The sequence below is a fragment of the Haloarcula limicola genome (genome assembly GCF_010119205.1).
In the GTDB taxonomy this organism is placed as follows: Archaea; Halobacteriota; Halobacteria; order Halobacteriales; family Haloarculaceae; genus Haloarcula; species Haloarcula limicola.
In genome coordinates this window covers 12,578-29,828 of the sequence record NZ_WRXM01000003.1, presented here as the reverse complement: position 1 = coordinate 29,828, position 17,251 = coordinate 12,578, and the positions used below count along the sequence as shown (strand labels likewise).

Sequence of the window (17,251 nt, the reverse complement as noted above, 5' to 3'; positions counted from 1 at the left end):
GCCTCAGTCGAGGTCGACCGCGCGTCCCGACTCAGCGGCGTGGTAGACGGCCTTTATCGTCCGGATATCGGTCAGCCCGTGTTCGCCGTCCGGGTGGGGGTCGGTGTCGGTCAGGAGACAGTGCGCGAAGTACTCGAACTCCTCCTCCATCTGGTCGATCTGCTCGAACTCGATCTCGGTGTCGGTGTCGCCGACGGAGACGTGGAGCTTCCGGTCGTCCCACGGGTAGAAGGCCGGTTCGACGCGGACCTGTCCCTCGGTGCCGGTGACGCGGATATGACTCGCCATCGCCGCGTTCTGGCTGGCGGTACAGAGCGCGAAGACGTGGTCGGGGAACGTGACCTGAAAGGCGGCGTGTTCGTCGGGCACGTCCTCGAACTCCTCTTGGACGGACGCAACGGAACCCTGAACTCGGAGGGGGTCAGCGTCCAACAGGAAGCGAGCGGTGTTGAGCGAGTAGATGCCGATGTCCATCGCCGCACAGCCGCCCGAGGCGTCCCAGTCGAGCCGCCACTGGTCGGGGTCGGGGACCAGCTCCAGAATCGGCTCGGTCATGTTGCCGTGGACGAACACCGGGTCGCCGATGTACCCCCCGTCGATCAGGTCTTTCGCGCGACGGACCGCGGGTTCGGTCTGCATCCGGTAGGCGATCATCAGCGTCGCGTCGCGGTCCGCACAGACCTCGACCATCCGCTCCGCGCGTTCGATGGTCGCCTCCATCGGCTTCTCGCAGAGGATCGCCTTGCCGAGTTCGGCCGCCGTCTCGACGTATTCGAGGTGGTAGGCGTTCGGCGTCACGACGTAAACGGCGTCGTAGGCGTCGCTGGCCTCGCCAGCGTGGAACTCTTCGTAGGTGATGGCGTGCTCGACGGTTTCGGAACCGGCCGCCACGTCCTCGGCTTTCTCCCGGTCGCCGCTGACCAGCACGGTCGTCTCACAGAGGGCGCTCGACTCGACGGCCGGCATCGCCTGCTCGCGGGTCCACCAGCCGACGCCGATCATGGCGAAGCGGATCGGGTCGTCCGTCTCGGTCACGTCCTGCCAGTCGCGGTGGTCGAAGTCGCCGAGTAGCGCCGATAGGTCCATATCGGTCAATCGGTCGCGGGGCTAAAAGAAATGTCGGGCAGTTGCTATCGAGCACGACCCCGGATCCTACTCCCCGAGCGCGTCCGCGATGCCCTCGAAGGCGCGGGTGAGGAGCGTCCCGTCGACGCTGACGGCGACGTACTGCGCGCCCGCGTCCATCCACTGACGGGCCATCTCGGCATCGTCGGCGTACGTCCCGACGACCTTCCCCGCGTCGGCGGCGCGGTCACAGACCTCGACCATGAGCGACTCGACGCGCTCGTCTCGCACCTGTCCGGGAATCCCGATGGACTGAGAGATATCGTAGGGGCCGAGGAACAGCACGTCGATACCCTCGACTCCGACGATATCCCCGATATTCTCGACGCCGCGTTCTCCCTCGATGTGGACGATGACGGCCGTCTCCTCGTTCTGTCGCTCGGTGAAGTCGTCGCTTCCGGTGTAGCCGCCGGCGCGGACCTTCGGAGAGAGCCCCCGCGACCCGAGGGGGTCGAAACGGGCGTGCTCGACGGCCGCGCGGGCGTGCTCGACGGTCTCTATCTGCGGGATCTCGACCCCGGCGGCCCCGATGTCGAGGGCGCGTTGGACCTCCGACTCGGAGTTGTTCCGGACGCGGACGACCGGTTCGGCACCGCCCCCCTGTGCGGCCGCACACATCGCGACGCACGTCTCGGCGGTCAGCGGTCCGTGTTCCTGATCGAGAATCGTGAAGTCCAGCCCCGCGACGCCGGCCATCTCGGCGGCCATCGGCGAGTCCAGCAACTGGAACGTGCCGACGACCGTCTCCCCGTCGAGTAACCGCCGTCTGAGCGATGGAGACACCATGTAGTGTAAATTGGTAGCACTCAGCATCAAGATACCGTTTATCGCGTGTGATCGGAACGGTGTTCAGTTCTGCTGAACACGAAATCCGTCGTGCGGAACGGCGGATCGATTTCCTAATAACTTGCGTACTATTGTTATCCCGACTGCAGCAACCGTAACTATTTATTGCATAGGACTGTGTTCACTCGTACTGAACGGACGGTTAGTGAAAGCGAACGCAGCGGCCGATACCGATGGAGTTCGCGATCGCGATCCGCGAAATAATCACAGGATAACTGCGAAGAAACATCTCGTAAGCGTCTCTAGGTCTAAATATCATCGTCTCGTGGCACGCTCGGTGGGTTCTCCGTGTTCGCGGGGCCGTCTCTGACGGGTCACTCGGAGTCGAGGGTGAGACAGGCCAAACGGGAGGCGAGACCGAGCCGTTCAGTTCTGCGGAACGTGGTAGCACGTCACGAATAGGCGAGGTTTATCTCGATGACGTTTGCCGAGGACCGAAGTAGCTCCGGGATCTCCTCGTGGAAGCGGTCGCCCTTGATCCGGGTCGTCGGCCCCGAGACGGAGAGCGCCGCGATGAGGTTCCCGTCGTCGGCCACGACGGGAGCGGCCACGCACCGGAGGCCGGGCAGTCGCTCCTCGCGGTCGTATGCGTACCCCCGGTCGCGGATCTCGTCGAGTTCGGCTTTCAGTTCGTCGGCGTCGGTGATGGTGTTCTCCGTCCGTCGGGGCAGCCCGTGCGTCTCGAGGATCGCGTCGACCCGTTGTTCGGGAAGTTGGGCCAGAATCGTCTTGCCGAGCGCCGTGCAGTGCAGTTTCACCCGTTTGCCGGCGTACGTGTCGACGCTGACCGCCTGCGTTCCCTCCGCGCGCGTGATGTAGACGCCCTCGCCGTGCTCTTCGACGGCGGCGTTCGCCATCTCGCCCGTCTCCTCGGCAAGCGAGTCGACCTCCGGGCGGGCCTTCTCGTAGATGTCCATCCGGTTTCTGGTGTACTCACCGAGTTCGAGAAACCGGAGGCTGACCCGGTAGGTCCCGTCCTCGCAGGTGACGTAGCCCTCGTCTTCGAGCGTCCGCAGGTGATTGTGGACGGTGCTCTTCGCGGTGTCCAGTTCGGTCGCCACGGCCGTCACGCCCGCCCCGTCGAGGCGTTTGAGCGCCTCGAGCACCCGGAACGACGTTCTGGTCGCAGTTATCGTGTTCTCCTGCGGTGGCATACCGCGGCTACGACGCCCTAGGATATAGGTCTGTTCACCAGAACGGAACGGTCGTCCGCCTCGGCCAGACGGCTATTCGACCCAGGGAATCTCGTCGTGGAACCGCCGGATCCGGTCGAAACCGGTCAGCGCCGACACCGCACCTGCTTGGGTCGTGGCGACGGCACCCGCGGCGTTCGCGAGCGCGAGCGCGGACTCGGCGTCGGTCACGCCGTGGGTCAGCGCGGCGATAAACCCCGCGAGGAAGGCGTCGCCCGCGCCCGTCGTATCGACGACGTCCACGTCGTATCCCCCGTGTCGCCCCCATCCCGAAACGGGGCTCTCCTCGGTACCGTAACACAGCGCGCCCTCGCCGCCGAGCGTCAGCACGACCGTGTGCGGGCCGTAGTCGGCGACGGCCCGCGCGAGCGTCTCGGGGTCGTCCGTCTCGAAGCCCGCGGCTTCGAGGTCCTCCGGCGTCGCCTTGACCACATCGACGGTATCCAGCGCGCCGCGGACGACGGCCCCGAACTCGTAGTGACTCTCCCACATCTCCGGTCGCCAGTTCGGGTCCAGCGACACCGTCGCGCGGTCGCCGGCGCGGGACTGGAGTTCGAGCGTGGCCGTCCGACTCGGTTCGACGCTCATCGTCACGCCGGTCGTGTGGACCCACGACACCGAGCCGAGCGTCGTATCGCTGACGCTCCCCGGTTCGAAGCGCGTGTCCGCGCCGTCCTCGCGGTAGAACGAGAAGGAGCGGTCGCCGCCCTCGTCGTGCGTGACGACGGCGAGCGTCGTCCGCGCGTCCGCGTCGGTCACGAGCAGGTCGTCGGGAATCGCAGAGTCATCCAGGTGTGAGCGCAGGAACGCGCCGAAGTCGTCGGCGGCGAGGCGCGTCCAGAACAGCGGCGGAACGCCGATGCGGTCGAGGGCGAGCGCGACGTTCGCGCCCGAGCCGCCGAACTTCGGCGCGTAGCCGCCGGCCGCTCCGGGCGGTCCCGCTCGCTCGGGGACGAAGTCGACCAGCGTGTCGCCTGCGACCAGCACGGTTGGGTCGTCGGTCATGGCGAGTCGTTCACCGGCCCGGTACTTAGCTGCTGTCGCCCCGTTCGTCGAGTGGGCTGCCGCGGTCGCCCCACGCCGCCTCGAACCCGGCGACGCCCTCGTCGGTCTTCGGATGGGGAACGTGCGCTTCGAGGACATCCGGCGACATCGTCACCGCGTCGACGCCGGCTTCGTACAGCGCGACGGCCTGCGTCGTGTTTCGGATGCTCGCCGCCAGCAGCTCCGTCTCGAACCCGTAGGTGTCGTATATCTCCTGCATCCGCCGGACGGTCCCGACCCCGTCCTCGCCGGCGTCGTCGAGGCGGCCGACGTAGGGCGCGACGAACGTGGCGTCGTTCTTCGCCGCCAGCACCGCCTGCTCGATCGAGAAGACGACCGTCGCGCCCGCCGGGATCCCCTCGGTGCGGAGGCGGGAGAGTGCCTCGAACCCCTCGCGGGTGGCGGGGATCTTCGCCACCACGTCGGCGGCCCACTCCTGATAGCGCCGCGCTTCGCGGACCATCTCGTCGGCCGCGGCGGCGATGACCTGTGCGAACACCGGGCCGTCCACTATCTCGGCGACGTCTTCGACCGCGTTTCGATACGACTTCTCCGCGTCGGCGACGATGGCCGGATTCGTCGTGACGCCGTCGAGGACGCCGAGCCGAGACAGCTCGCGGATCTGTCCGAGGTCCGCCGTATCGAGATAGAGCCTCATATCTCAGCGATGGGCGTCCCGCCGGCAAGAAGCTACCGGCAGAAGCGCCGGGATAACGCCGATCGCCGGCGATCGTATTATTGAAAACCTCCCGACATTAAGCCGAGTTCGCGAAGCGCGACCGCCGGGTCGATCCGCCGGACTCGATAGGTCAACGGGGCGTCTGACGTTCAACAACATTTATGTACGAACGTTCGCTACTACGAGTAGGTATGCCTGACAATACCAGACGTAAATTTTTAAAGGCGACCGGGGCGACGATCACGACAGTTTCGCTCGCCGGCTGTGGCGGGGACGGCGGTGACGGCGGCGACGGTGGTACGGGCGGCGACGGCGGCACCGGGACCGGCGGTGACGGCGGAACCACCGGCACGAGTAGCGGGGGCGGCGGCAGCGGTTCCCTGCAGAAGGTCGGCATGAGCGCGTACGTCCGCGGCGGGGCCTGGATCACGGCGTACATCGAGGCCGCGCGCTTCTACGCCGAAGACCAGGGTATCCAACTGGACGTTCGCCCGAACCAACAGAGCGCTCAGAAGCAGGTGCAGGACATCCGCGAGTTCGCCAACGGCGACTACGACGGCATCCTCGTCGGCGTCTGGCAGACCGGCGCTGCCGAGGGGGCCATCAACCAGGCGATTCAGGGCGGGACGCCGGTGTTCGCGACGAACGCCGACACGTCCAGTTCGGAGATCCCGCTCTACGTCGGCTTCAGCAACTACGACGGCGGGGCCAGTTCGGCCGAACAGATGATCAAGGCCCTCGAATCGCAGTACCCCGATAAAGACACGTGGCGCGTGCTGAACGTGCGGGGCGTCCAGGGGAACCAGTCGGCGAACCAGCGCTCGCAGGGGTTCCTCGACGTGATGGCAGAGAACGACCGGGCCGAAGTGGTCACGACCCTCAACGGCGAGTACGCTCGTGACGTCGCCCAGCGGACCGTCCAAGAGTGGATCAACTCCAACGGGCGCGTCGACGGCATCTACTCGGGGAACCTCTCGATGGGACTCGGCGTCGTGCAGGCGCTCCGCAATCTCGATATGTTGGTTCCGACCGGCGAAGAGGGCCACATCTGTCTCACACAGATGGACGGAAGCCCCGAAGTCAACCCGCTCGTCGGGGACGGAACGATCGACGCCGCCGTCGACCAGCCCAACTACTTCTACAACCCCATCGCGCTGAAGTACATGAAGATGTACGTCGAGGCGGGCAACGACCCGAGCGTCATCCCCGAAGTGGAGAGCGAAGTCACGTCCGATCAGTTCAGCGTGGAGCCCGGACAGCACAAGGGCGTCAACATGTGGTCCGAACCCATCTGGGAGCCGGGCATCATGCGCGAGCAGAACGGCCACCCGTGGTTCAGGACGAACAGCGTCGTGATCACCCAAGAGAACTACGACGAGCCGTACCTCTGGGGTAACATCTGGGGCTGACGACCTCGGCTCTCCTCTCAAAAAATGTCTACTGAACAAGGTTTCATCGGCAGGACGTTCGGTGATAGAGACGACGTAGCGCTGACGCTGCTCGACAACATGATCTGGCCGATTCTGGGCGTCGTCATCCTCGGTATCTTGCTGACGGTTCCCCAGACTTTCCGGTCCATGCAGTTGATACTGTGGGGCGCAGTTCCGATCGGCTTGTTGGTCCTCGCCGAAAGCCTCTGTCTCCTCTCTGGGCACTTCGACCTCTCGATCGGCTCCATCGCCGGCTTCTCGGCGATGTTCACCGGGATGTTGCTTGGGACGTGTCCGAGTTGCTGGGCCGTCACGACCAGCCCGTGGGTCGGGTTCGGTGTCATCCTGATCACCGGCGCGGTCATCGGATTAGCCAACGGCGTGATGATAGCGAAGGTCGGGCTGAATCCGTTCCTCCAGACGCTCGCGTTCCTCATCATCTTCGAGGGCGCGAAGACGGCCATGCAGACCCAACCCGTGACCGGGCTCCCGCGGTTGTACGTCCAGGTCGGCGGCACGCCCGACCTCGCCATCGGCATCATGCTGGCGGCGTTCCTCGTCTTCGGGCTCGTGCTTCGGTACACCTCGTTCGGGCAGTCGGTGTACGCGCTCGGGAGCTCCGAGGTCTCGGCCCGCGAAGTGGGCATCGACACCGAGCGGCTCATCATCGTCATCTACACCATCAGCGGTCTGCTGTCGGCCATCGCCGGGCTGATGCTGACCGGCTTCGTCGGCGTCGTCCCGCCGCTCATCGGCGAGGGGCTGGTGTTCCAGGCGTTCGCCGGGGCCGTCATCGGCGGCATCAGCCTGTTCGGCGGCCGCGGGAAGATCACCGGCGCGCTGGGCGGGGTCATCCTCATCCAGCTCGTCCAGTCCGCGCTGAACAACAGCCCCGTCGTCGGGGCCACTCAGATACAGATGATAAACGGCATCGTCCTGCTCGTCGCCATCCTGTTGTACAGCACGCAGAGCAAGATCCGCTCTCGCATCCTCGCGAGTGGTGCGGTATGAGCGTCGAGGACAGCCCAGCGAGCGAGGAGGAGTCGGCTCCAGAGGCCGACGGCGAACGGACAACGGAGCCGAAGATCCGCGTCGAAAACGTCACGAAGCAGTTCGGCCGCATCGTCGCCCTCGAAGACGTCTCGCTCGAGGTCGAACCGGGCGAGATCTACGCGCTCGTCGGCGACAACGGGGCGGGGAAGTCGACGCTGATGAACGTCCTCAGCGGCGTCCACGAGCCGACGAGCGGCCAGATCTACAAGGACGGCCGCGAGGTCCACTTCGGCAACCCGTCGGACGCCCGGGACAACGGCATCGAGACCGTCTATCAGGACCTGGCGCTGATGAACGACCTCGACATCGCGACGAACATCTTCATGGGCCAGTTCCCGCGGAAGGGCGGCTGGCCGTTACAGATCATCGACTGGGACGAGACCTACGAGCGCACCGAGCAGATAATGATGGACCAGCTCGGCCGCGACCTGGACATCAGGACGGAAGTCGAATTCCTCTCGGGCGGCCAGCGCCAGCTCGTCGCCATCGGCCGCGCGCTGGCGTTCGACCCGGACGTCATCATCTTAGACGAGCCGACGAGCGCGCTGTCGGTCGACGCGACTCGACTCGTCCAAGATACCATCGACAAACTCGCCGACGAGGGCATCACCATCATCATCGTCAGTCACAACATCGAGTCCGTCCTCGAACACGCCGATCGCATCGGCGTGCTGTTTCGGGGATCGCTCGTCGGCACGCTCGAACCGAGCGAGACGGACCTCGAAGAGCTGAACGAACTGATGACGACCGGGACGCTCGAGTCCGGACTGTTGGACGACGACTGAGTCGAGGGCCGAACGGCGAATTCGGTTTTCGCTGGGAGACACGTTTACGGTCCACTGGGTCGATACCGTTGGTATGACGCGACCGGAACTCGTCGTCGACATCGAGTGTGAGACCGGCGAAGGGCCGCTGTGGCACCCCGACGAGGAACTGCTCTACTGGGCCGACATCCCGCGGGGGCGCATCTATCGGTACGACCCGGCGGCCGACGACCACGACCTCGTCTACGAGGACGACGAGGAGCGAATCGGCGGGTTCACCTTCCAGACCGACGGCTCGCTGTTGCTGTTTCAGGAGGCGGGCGCAGTCCGCCGGCTCGACCAGTCGTCGGGAACCGTCGATACCGTCGTCGAACGCGACCCGGAGCGCTTTCACGAGCGGTTCAACGACGTCATCGCGGACCCCGAGGGCCGCGTCTTCGCCGGCGTCATGCCCGACACGGAACGCGACGTGCCCGGCCGACTCTACAGGCTGGACACCGACGGGACGTTCGAGCTCGTCCGGGAGTGCGTCCTCCCGAACGGGATGGGCTTCACCGGCGACCGCTCGGGGTTCTACTTCACCGACACCGGCGAGGTCGACCCCGACTGCCCGGGATACATCTACCGCTACGACTACGACCGGGACAGCGGCGAGATATCGAACGTCGAGACGTTCCTCGACGCGAGCGGGATCGAGGGGTTCCCGGACGGGATGACCGTCGACAGCGAGGACCACGTCTGGTCGGCGTTCTGGGACGGCGGCAAACTGATTCGCTTCGCCCCGGACGGCACCCGCGAGACGACCGTCGAGTTCGACCCGCGAAAGGTGTCCTCGGTCACCTTCGCCGGTGAGGGCTACGAGACGGCCTACGTGACGACGGCCTGCGTGGAGACGAGAGAGACCGAGGGCGAGGGGGCCGGAAGCCTCTACCGCCTCGATCTCGGCGTGACCGGCCGCGAGGAGTTCCGGTCGGACATCGAGGTCTGAAGCCCGATGGGGCAGCTGACCTATCGGTCCGCGTGAGCCTGCTCTCGCAGCCCGCGCATGTAGCCGATGGCGAACAGTCTCCCCTTCGTGTGGTAGCCGGGGTTGGAGTTGTCCTCGCCCGCCATCGTCGGGACGTGGTCGGGCCGCATCGGCACGTCGTCGCCGACGTGTTCCTCGTAGGCGCGCATCGCCGCTAGCATGTCCGTCGGGCCGTCGTCGTGCCACGTCTCGACGAAGCGGTCGGCGTCGCCCTCGACGTCCCGGAAGTGGACGAAGTTGATCCGCTCGCCGAAGCGCTCGATGGCCTCGGGGATGTCCGCCCCCATCGCGGCGAAGTTGCCCTGACAGAAGGTGATCCCGTTGTGCTCGCTCTCGTAGGCCGAGAGCACGCGGTCGTACGCCTCGACGCTCCCGACGACTCGGGGCGTCCCGCGCAGCGACTCGCGCGGCGGGTCGTCGGGGTGGAGCGCGAGTTTCACGCCCGCCTCCTCGGCGACCGGCGTCACCTCCTGCAGGAAATACTCCAGCGCCTCCCAGACGTCTTCGCGGGTCACGTCGGGAAACGGCTCGGGGCCGCCTCGCGCCTTCTCGACGTCGAACTCGGTGACGTAGGAGCCGCCGCGGGACTCGACGTGGGCCGCGGTGCGCGCCCAGCGGACGCCGGCCATCCAGTCGTAGGCGACGACCGGGATCCCGACCTCCCCGCAGTGGCGCAGGAACTGCGTGAACATTTCGATGTCCTCGTCCCGTCCCTCCGCACCGACGCGAACCCGATCGGAGATGGGGACCGACCCCTCGAGGACGGAGAATTCGAGGCCAGCGTCCGCGAGCCAGTTGTCGAGTCCCTGCAGGTCGTCGTAGCTCCAGTAGGTTCGGCCGTCGCCGATCTCCAGCGGGTGGATGACCGTCTTCTCGACGCCCATCTGTTTGGCCAACTGCCACCGTTCGTCGGGCTCCGGGGGGAGGATAAGTGCTGGCGAAACCATAGGCGAGTAGGCGTCGGCGCGGTACTAATACCCACGGGTCTTCTCGGCGGGCGCGCGTATAGTGGCCGGCGTAACACTCATTGGCTCCGCGAGAGTCCTCTCGGCCATGTCTGAGACAGAGCGAGCGGTCTACGTCCAGCGACTCGATCCCGACCAGCGCGAGGCCTACGTCGAGGCCCACGACGACGTGCCCGAGGCGGTGACCGACGCGATGGAACGGGGCGGCGTCGAGGAGTTCGAACTGTACGTCCGCGACGACATCGCCGTCTGTATCTTAGAGTGTGAAGACCTCGACGCCTATCTCGACGCCGTCGACGGCGACGAGGAAGTCGCCGAGTGGGAGCGCTACACGGGCCAGTTCAAGCAGTCGGGCGTCGACGCCGACGCGGACCCCAAATCGGGGATCCCGTTCATGGACCGTATCTGGCGGTTCGAACCCGACGGGGAGTAGCGAGTACGGACTACGCAGACGCGTCGTCGACGCGTACCGACCTACGCCCCGGCGTCCCGTCGCTCGACGAGCGTGATGTGCTCACAGACCAACAGCGTCTCCTCGCCGTCGGTCACTTCGTACTGATAGACGACGCGTCCCAGCGAGTCGTTGTACTCCTCGGTCTCGACGACTTCCCGGTGGACGGACAGCGTCGTCCCGATGGGCACCGGGTTGACGAACCGGAGCGAGTCGTACCCGTAGGAGAACGACCGCGGGTTCATGTCGGCGACGAGCGCCTCCGCGACCGAGAAGACGAGGTTGCCGTGGGCGATTCGCTCGCCGAAATCGGACTCGTCTGCCGCGGTTTCGCTCATGTGTAACGGGTGGAAATCGCCCGAGAGCCCGGCGAAGTTGACGATGTCCGCCTCGGTGATCGTCCGGGCGTCCTCGACGCTGTAGGTCTCTCCTTCTTCGATCTCCTCGAAGTACCGGTGGGTGTCCTTCGACGGCGCTGACATGCGTTACCGTTCGGCGGAGCGGTAGATAAAGACACCCGCCGAATCAAGTCCGCTCGGGTCCGCCGACCGGGACCGGTCATTTGGCGGGGTGCGTCGACAGGCGGACCGTCGATTCGACGGTCTCGCCGGGCTCCAGTTCGTTCGCCGTTCCGTTCTCGACGGCGGCGTCGAGTCCGGCGTTGGGAATCGACGTGCAGGGCTCCAGCCCGACGTTGTAGTTCCGCCCGAAGAAGGGAGCCTCTTCGAACCCGCCGAGCGGTCGCCAGTACCAGAGGAACTCGTACAGCGATTCGGGAAATTCGGCGGTCACGCCGAGGTCGAGTTCCGGGTTCGAGAGCGTGTAGCGGCCTTCCGAGAGATCCGCGAGCGCCACGAGGTCGTGGACTCGCTCGTCCGCCGGCGGGAACTCCCGGAGGTCGACCGGGCCGTCGTCCGTCTCACAGATCGGCCACTCGAACGTCTCGCCGGGCGGGAGCCGAGCGGTGTCGTTCGTCTGGTCCGGATCGACGTACACCGTCTCGCAGGGCACCGACAGCGACGCTTCGGGGGCGACGAGCGGTTCCCCCAGCGCGACGTGCTGGAGCCACGAATATTCGACCGAGACCCGCCCCGTATTGGTGACCCGTTCGGTCACTTCGATGGCCGACTCGCCCGCGGCGAGCGAGATCTCGCGTTCGAGGTCGAAGGGGTAGCGAGTGAGCGACGCCGTGAGCTCGACCGCGACGCGCTCCGGTCCCGAATCGAGAATCCGCGTCTCGAAGGGGACGAGACTCGACTCGCCGTGGAGCGCGAGCGGCGCGCCGCGGGCCGACGACGGGCCGCCCGCGCCCGGCAGGACGCTCTGCCACCCGCCGGGGTAGTGGTCGAGGAAGGCGTACGCGCCGTCCGGCGCGCCGACAGTGCCGGTCGCCGGCGCGCGCCACTCGTGGGGCGCTTCGAACAGCACGTTCGCGTCCGTGCGCTTGTCGCGTATCTCCGTGATGTCGCCGCCTTTCCCCGGTAGCAGTTCGACGCGGAGGCGATCGTTCTCCAGAAAGACGGCGTCGAGACCCCGCCGCTCGTACTCGTCCGTGATAGTGCAGGCCATACCGGGATTTCGACGGTTCGCCACATAACTCTCCGGCTCGCGCCTATCGGAACTCGGGCATGACCTCGTCGCTGAACAGCTCCATCCCCCGCGTGTCGGGGAAGTCGAGGAACATCAACTGGAGCTTTCCGAACCCGAGGTTTCGAATCGACTCTATCTGAGTCGCCACCTGCGAGGGCGTGCCGATGAGCATGCTCCCCTTCTCGCGGGCGTCCTCGGCGTCGTCGAGCGTCTCGTCCATGTCCGACTCCTCGCCCCACGGCAGCGGGAAGATGTCGTCGACGGCCGATTCGACGGCGGCCTCGTCCTCGCGCACGAGGACGTGGGCCAGCCACGACCGCTCCACGTCTCCGGGGTCGCGACCCTCGTCTTCCAGGTACTCGTCGAACTTCTCGACCTTGAAGTCGATGGGCTTGCCCCGCGCTCTCGCGCTTATCTCGACGTTCCACTCGTCGGCGTGGCGGGCGATGAGTCGCAACATCCGCGGACCCGCTCCACCGATGACGATCGGGGGGTGCGGCTCGCTCACCGGCTTGGGGTTGTTCAGGGCGTCGTCGATGGCGTAGTGGTCGCCCGCGAAGTTCGGTTCTTCGTCGGTGAACATCGCCTTGATCAACTGAACGCCCTCCTCCAGCATCTCGATGCGCGTGTCGATGTCGGGGAAGTCGAAGCCGTAGGCGCGGTGTTCCTCCTCGTGCCAGCCGGCTCCCAGACCGAGGCGGAGGCGGCCCTCCGAGAGGATGTCCACGGTCGTCGCCATCTTCGCCAATAGCGCCGGGTTCCGATAGGTGATCGAGCCGACGAGCGGCCCGATATCTACGTCGTCGGTCCGCTCGGCCAGCGCCGAGAGGAGCGTCCACACCTCGTACTCCTCGGCCTTCGGACCGAGCATGAAGTGATCGGGTGCCCACAGGCCCGACAGGCCCGCGTCCACCGCGGCGTCTACGCCGTGCAATACCGTCTCTCGTTCGACAGTGTCGAGCATCGGGGTGTCCCGGTGGACCCCAGCGCCTGCGTAACACTGCACCATCCAGTCGAACTGCATAGGCCGACTGCGGCCGCAGAGAGAATAATTGTTGGGGCGGGCCCGCTCGTTCGAAGGTACCTTCTTGTGCGTTCCGACCGGACCGTTCGTATGAGCGAGCCGTCACTCGGCGAGATATGCGACCGCTACGAACAACTGTACCCCGGTGCCGTCGTCGACGTCCTCGACGACCGAGGGCTGGCCGACCAGACGCTCTCTCCGGAGATCGCCCCCCTTAGAGACGGGATGACCACGGCCGGCGTCGCCTACCCCGTCGAGGGACGGCCGAACCGGAGCGTCGACCCCGACGAGAACATGCGGAACATCCTCCGGATGCTCGGCGACGCGCCCGAACACGCCGTCCTCGCGTATCAGACCAACGACGACCGGGCGGCCCACCTCGGCGAGCTCTCGGTCGTCTCGCTGAAGGCTCAGGGCGCTCGCGGCGCGGTCATCGACGGCGGCGTCCGCGACGTGGCGTACATCCTCGAAGAAGAGTTCCCCGTCTTCTCGCGCTATCGGACTCCCGCCGACGCGGTGCCGCGCTGGGAGATCCTCGACTGGGGTGGCGAGGCGGTGGTAGGAGGGGTCGCCGTCTCCGCCGGCGACGTGATTCTTGGCGACGTAGACGGCGTCGTGGTCGTCCCCGAGCGCGTCCGGGTCTCGGTCCTCGAAGAAGCGGAGGAACTCGCAGACACCGAGAACGAGGTCCGCGAGGCGGTCAGAGGCGGAACCGCGCCGATAGACGCCTACGACGAGTATGACGTGTTCTGAGATGCGATATGGGGAATTCTCGGCCGCTGTGGGGGTTCAGAGACCGCTGTGGGCCAGCCATCCGCCGTCGACGGCGAGGTTCGCGCCCGTGATGAACGAGGCCTCGTCGCTGGCGAGGAAGACGGCGGCGTCGCCGATGTCCTCCGGCGTGCCGAAGTGCGGGAGGAGCGTCTGTTCCGTGGACTTCTCGACGTCTTCGTCCGTGTTGATGTCCTGTAACGGCGTCTCGATGTAGCCCGGATTGACGCAGTTCACCCGAACGTTGGCCTCGCCCAGTTCCATCGCCAAGTCACGGGTCATGTTGACGACGCCGCCCTTCGCCGCGGCGTAGGGCGGGCCGCCGCCGCCCTCGAACCCCCGAACCGAGCCGATGTTGACGATCTGTCCCTCGCTCTCTTTCAGATAGGGGACCGCGTACTTCACGCAGTAGAACGCGCCGCTCAGGTCCACGTCGATGGAGCGTTGCCACTCTTCGATGGAGGTTGTCTGCGAGTCGCCGACGATCTGGATGCCGGCGTTGTTGACGAGCACGCTGATTCCGTCGTAGGTATCGGTTGTCGTCTCGACCATCGCTTCGACGCTTTCGGGGTCGCCCACGTCCGTCTCGACGAACGTCCCGTCGCCGGGCGTCTCCTCGGTGAGAAGTTCGTCCGTCGGCGTCGTCACGTCGGTGTCGTAGCGCTCGCCCTGCTTCGGGTCGCGGCGCACGTCCGCGACGACGACGTTCGCGCCCTCCTCGCCGAAACGCTTGGCGATGCCGCGTCCGATACCGCTGGCCGCGCCGGTCACGATCACTGTCCGGTCGCTGTGTCTCTCGCCCGCCATAGCGGGTCGTCGGCGGCCACGGACTTAACGTTGATTCCGCCGGGAAGCGGGCGATCACTCGCCGCGCTCATGGCGAATCGCCGTTAGCATTCCGTTCAGGTAGCCGACAGCGTGGGCGCGTCCGCGGTGGTCCCAGTCGGTGTCACCCTCGACGTGGGGCGTGTGGTCGGGGATGACCAGCCCCGAGAAGCCCACGTCGTAGAGCAGGGAGAGGATCTCGTAGGCGTCGTAGTTCCCCTGGTCGATGAACGTCTCGTTGAACTTCGGGACCGTGCCCTCGACGTCGCGGAAGTGGACGTAGAACAGTTTGCCGCGCTCGCCGAAGTAGCGGACGACTTCGGACAGGTCTTCGCCCATCTCGGACCAACAGCCGAGACAGAACTCCAGCCCGTGGTTCTCGCTGGGAACCAGTTCCATCGCCCGCTTGAAGTTCTCGAAGTTCCGAAATAGCTGTGGGACGCCGCCGAGCGACGGCACGGGCGGGTCGTTGGGGTGGAGGCACATCTTCACGCCCGCATCCTCGGCCACGGGGAGGAGTTCTTCGAGGAAATACTCGTAGTTGTCCCACAGCTCGTCCTCGGTGTACTCTCGGCCGTGGGTGAGTTCGTCGTCGACGGCGTCGCCGTCGAACCCGGAGGCTCCCGCGCCGCCGCGGACGGCGACCTCGGTGTTCCGCCAGACGCCGCTCGGCATCCAGTGGTAGCCGAACATCGGGATGCCAGCGCGACCGATGTTGCGAACCGTCGTCTTGACGTGTTCTATCTGCTCCTCTCGGCCCTCCTCACCGAGCATGATCTTGTCGTAGAAGGAGATGGGAATGTTCTCGATGGCGTTCAGACGGAGGTCGGCCGCCTCGATTCGCTCGCGGAGTTCGACCAGATTCTCGTAGGACCACTCCGCGTCGCCTTCGAGGGGGATTCGCTCGTTGTCCGGCATGTGCGGATAGTCCGGCGAGTACCGATACATATTGAGCAAGACGTCGTCACAGCCGAGTTGCTTGACGAACCGCAGTTTCTCCTCAGTGGGGTCCATGAACTGCCCGAGACCCACGCGCATCGGGAGGGCGTCGAAGTCCACGGGCTCGCCGTCGCTATCGCTCGCGCTGGGCTGGTTCATACCTAATCCAGCCCGGAAGCGGGCATAAGCGTTGCCCGAAGGAATCACTCCAGCAGGTCGCTCGCCCGTTCGGCCGCCGCAGCGAGGCCGTCCTCGACGGAGATCGACCGCTCGACGACGACCGCCTCGACCATCTCGTTGAGTATCTCGTTCAGTTCGAGGTAGGCCGGAATCCGCGGGAGCGTGTTCACCGGGCCCGTGTTGACCTCTTCGACGATCGAGTAGAACGAGTTCGTCCGGAGGATTTCGGGGTCGCGCCACGTCGAGAATCGCGTGCCGGAGGCCCCTTCGAGCGTCGTGATCTCGTCGTTCTCGGCGGACGCGGCGTGGCGAACGAAGTCGTAGGCGAGGTCGGGGTGTTCGCTCCCCTTCGGGACGGTCAGGCCGTAACAGACCGTCAGCGAGGTGTGTTCGCCAGCTGGAGCCTCGGCCCGCGGGATGAGTCCGTAGTTCGTCCGGCCGAACACCGCCGACTCCGGGTCCTCGGCCATCGCGCCGAACCCCGACCAGTTCCACATCATCGCGGCCTCTCCGTCGGCGTAGAACTGGCCCGTCTCGACGCTCTCCATCTCGATGGACTCAGGCGGCACGACCTCGTGTTCGTGAATCAGGTCGTGGTAGTACCGGAGCGCCTCACGTCCTTCGGGACTGTCGAAGGCAGGTCGGCCGTCTTCGTCGAGCAACCGCCCGCCGCGACTCCACAGGTGGATGCAGAAGTCGTAGACGTCGTTGTGGCCGTCGGGTTTCGCCGCGACGACGGTCCCCCAGAGGTCCTCGTCGGGGCGCGTGAAGAACTCCGCCACCTCCAGAAACTCGTCCCACGTGCGGGGCACTGAGAGCGGGCGGCCGTATTCCTCGCGGAACGCGCGTTGCTCGGCAACGCTCTCGAAGAGGTCCTCGCGGTAGTGGAAAATCTCCGGGCCGTCGTGGTAGGGGACGCCGTAGGCGATGCCCTCGTAGGTCATCAGCCCCCGGAGGCTCTCGGCCCACCCATCCGGCCAGTCGTCGGGCGGCGAGTCGGCGAGGCGGTCGTCCAACGAGTGGACGTAGCCGGCCTCGGCGACCATCGGCAGCCAGTCGCTCAAACAGAGAAAGAGGTCGTAGGTGCCGTCGGTGATGTCGCCGGTCGCGAGTAGTTCCTCGTGAATCTCGGGAAGCGGGCGGTGGTCGCGTTCGAACGTCACGTCGGCGTCGGCCGTCGCCGCGAAGGAGTCCATCTGTCGCTGTAAGGCGTTCTCGAATCCCTCGAACGGGCGGCCGACGAGTCGGAGCGTCGGCATGGTGAGAGTGACGCGAGTGTTCGCATTAATCCTGTCGGCGTGTGACACACTCGCGAACGTTTATGGCCGTCGACGGGCGTATGGAT

General features: G+C 66.0%; 18 protein-coding genes. 6 read left to right on the top strand and 12 right to left on the bottom strand.

The window, feature by feature from the left end; all coding sequences use genetic code 11:
- Positions 1-3 precede the first annotated feature (3 nt).
- From gfo6 to GO488_RS15130, 5 genes are all read right to left on the bottom strand, one after another.
- Positions 4-1,086 (bottom strand): D-xylose 1-dehydrogenase Gfo6, encoded by a 1,083-nt coding sequence (gfo6, locus tag GO488_RS15150; RefSeq protein ID WP_162318691.1) that lies wholly within the window; start codon positions 1,084-1,086, stop codon positions 4-6.
- A 66-nt stretch (positions 1,087-1,152) separates the two neighbouring features.
- Complete coding sequence (locus tag GO488_RS15145; protein ID WP_162318690.1) at positions 1,153-1,911, bottom strand: HpcH/HpaI aldolase family protein; 759 nt, start codon at positions 1,909-1,911, stop codon at positions 1,153-1,155.
- A gap of 452 nt (positions 1,912-2,363) precedes the next feature.
- Positions 2,364-3,125, bottom strand: coding sequence for an IclR family transcriptional regulator (locus GO488_RS15140; protein ID WP_162318689.1), 762 nt, complete (start codon positions 3,123-3,125; stop codon positions 2,364-2,366).
- Positions 3,126-3,197: 72 nt separating this feature from the next.
- On the bottom strand, positions 3,198-4,169 hold the full coding sequence (locus GO488_RS15135; RefSeq protein ID WP_162318688.1) for a carbohydrate kinase family protein: 972 nt from the start codon (positions 4,167-4,169) through the stop codon (positions 3,198-3,200).
- A 25-nt stretch (positions 4,170-4,194) separates the two neighbouring features.
- Positions 4,195-4,866, bottom strand: a complete 672-nt coding sequence (locus GO488_RS15130; RefSeq protein WP_162318687.1) for a transaldolase family protein — start codon at positions 4,864-4,866, stop codon at positions 4,195-4,197.
- A 212-nt stretch (positions 4,867-5,078) separates the two neighbouring features.
- On the opposite strand from GO488_RS15130, the gene GO488_RS15125 reads away from it, so the two are divergent.
- From GO488_RS15125 to GO488_RS15110, 4 genes are all read left to right on the top strand, one after another.
- A complete protein-coding gene (locus GO488_RS15125) occupies positions 5,079-6,296 on the top strand; it encodes a sugar ABC transporter substrate-binding protein (RefSeq protein ID WP_162318686.1) in 1,218 nt (405 codons plus the stop codon).
- A gap of 24 nt (positions 6,297-6,320) precedes the next feature.
- Positions 6,321-7,328, top strand: coding sequence for an ABC transporter permease (locus GO488_RS15120; RefSeq protein WP_162318685.1), 1,008 nt, complete (start codon positions 6,321-6,323; stop codon positions 7,326-7,328).
- Complete coding sequence (locus GO488_RS15115) at positions 7,325-8,155, top strand: ATP-binding cassette domain-containing protein (RefSeq protein WP_162318684.1); 831 nt, start codon at positions 7,325-7,327, stop codon at positions 8,153-8,155. The genes GO488_RS15120 and GO488_RS15115 overlap by 4 nt, the downstream gene beginning before the upstream one ends.
- A 73-nt stretch (positions 8,156-8,228) precedes the next feature.
- Complete coding sequence (locus GO488_RS15110) at positions 8,229-9,122, top strand: SMP-30/gluconolactonase/LRE family protein (protein ID WP_162318683.1); 894 nt, start codon at positions 8,229-8,231, stop codon at positions 9,120-9,122.
- Between the two features lie 20 nt (positions 9,123-9,142).
- Here GO488_RS15110 and GO488_RS15105 read toward each other — a convergent pair whose 3' ends face one another.
- The gene (locus GO488_RS15105; protein ID WP_162318682.1) at positions 9,143-10,108 is read right to left on the bottom strand and encodes a mannonate dehydratase; all 966 of its coding nucleotides are present in this window, start codon (positions 10,106-10,108) and stop codon (positions 9,143-9,145) included.
- A gap of 106 nt (positions 10,109-10,214) precedes the next feature.
- Between GO488_RS15105 and GO488_RS15100 the strand changes: the two genes are divergently transcribed.
- Entirely contained in the window at positions 10,215-10,559 is a 345-nt protein-coding gene (locus GO488_RS15100) for an L-rhamnose mutarotase (RefSeq protein ID WP_162318681.1), read from the top strand.
- Positions 10,560-10,600: 41 nt separating this feature from the next.
- Here the strand turns inward: GO488_RS15100 and GO488_RS15095 are convergent, their stop codons facing one another.
- The 3 genes from GO488_RS15095 to GO488_RS15085 form a co-directional block, all read right to left on the bottom strand.
- Positions 10,601-11,059, bottom strand: a complete 459-nt coding sequence (locus tag GO488_RS15095; protein WP_162318680.1) for a MaoC family dehydratase — start codon at positions 11,057-11,059, stop codon at positions 10,601-10,603.
- 76 nt (positions 11,060-11,135) lie between these two features.
- Positions 11,136-12,146: an aldose 1-epimerase gene (locus GO488_RS15090; RefSeq protein WP_162318679.1), complete on the bottom strand. Its 1,011-nt coding sequence runs from the start codon at positions 12,144-12,146 to the stop codon at positions 11,136-11,138.
- Between the two features lie 43 nt (positions 12,147-12,189).
- The gene (locus tag GO488_RS15085) at positions 12,190-13,191 is read right to left on the bottom strand and encodes an LLM class flavin-dependent oxidoreductase (RefSeq protein ID WP_162318678.1); all 1,002 of its coding nucleotides are present in this window, start codon (positions 13,189-13,191) and stop codon (positions 12,190-12,192) included.
- A gap of 90 nt (positions 13,192-13,281) precedes the next feature.
- Here GO488_RS15085 and GO488_RS15080 point away from each other — a divergent pair, with 90 nt between their 5' ends.
- Entirely contained in the window at positions 13,282-13,944 is a 663-nt protein-coding gene (locus tag GO488_RS15080; RefSeq protein WP_162318677.1) for an RraA family protein, read from the top strand.
- A 36-nt stretch (positions 13,945-13,980) separates the two neighbouring features.
- On the opposite strand, the gene GO488_RS15075 is transcribed toward GO488_RS15080, so the two are convergent.
- The 3 genes from GO488_RS15075 to GO488_RS15065 are packed head-to-tail and all read right to left on the bottom strand — an operon-like array spanning position 13,981 to position 17,165.
- A complete protein-coding gene (locus GO488_RS15075) occupies positions 13,981-14,769 on the bottom strand; it encodes an SDR family NAD(P)-dependent oxidoreductase (protein ID WP_162318676.1) in 789 nt (262 codons plus the stop codon).
- Between the two features lie 54 nt (positions 14,770-14,823).
- On the bottom strand, positions 14,824-15,885 hold the full coding sequence (locus GO488_RS15070) for a mannonate dehydratase (protein ID WP_162318675.1): 1,062 nt from the start codon (positions 15,883-15,885) through the stop codon (positions 14,824-14,826).
- A 44-nt stretch (positions 15,886-15,929) separates the two neighbouring features.
- Entirely contained in the window at positions 15,930-17,165 is a 1,236-nt protein-coding gene (locus GO488_RS15065; protein ID WP_162318674.1) for an ABC transporter substrate-binding protein, read from the bottom strand.
- Positions 17,166-17,251: the final 86 nt, after the last annotated feature.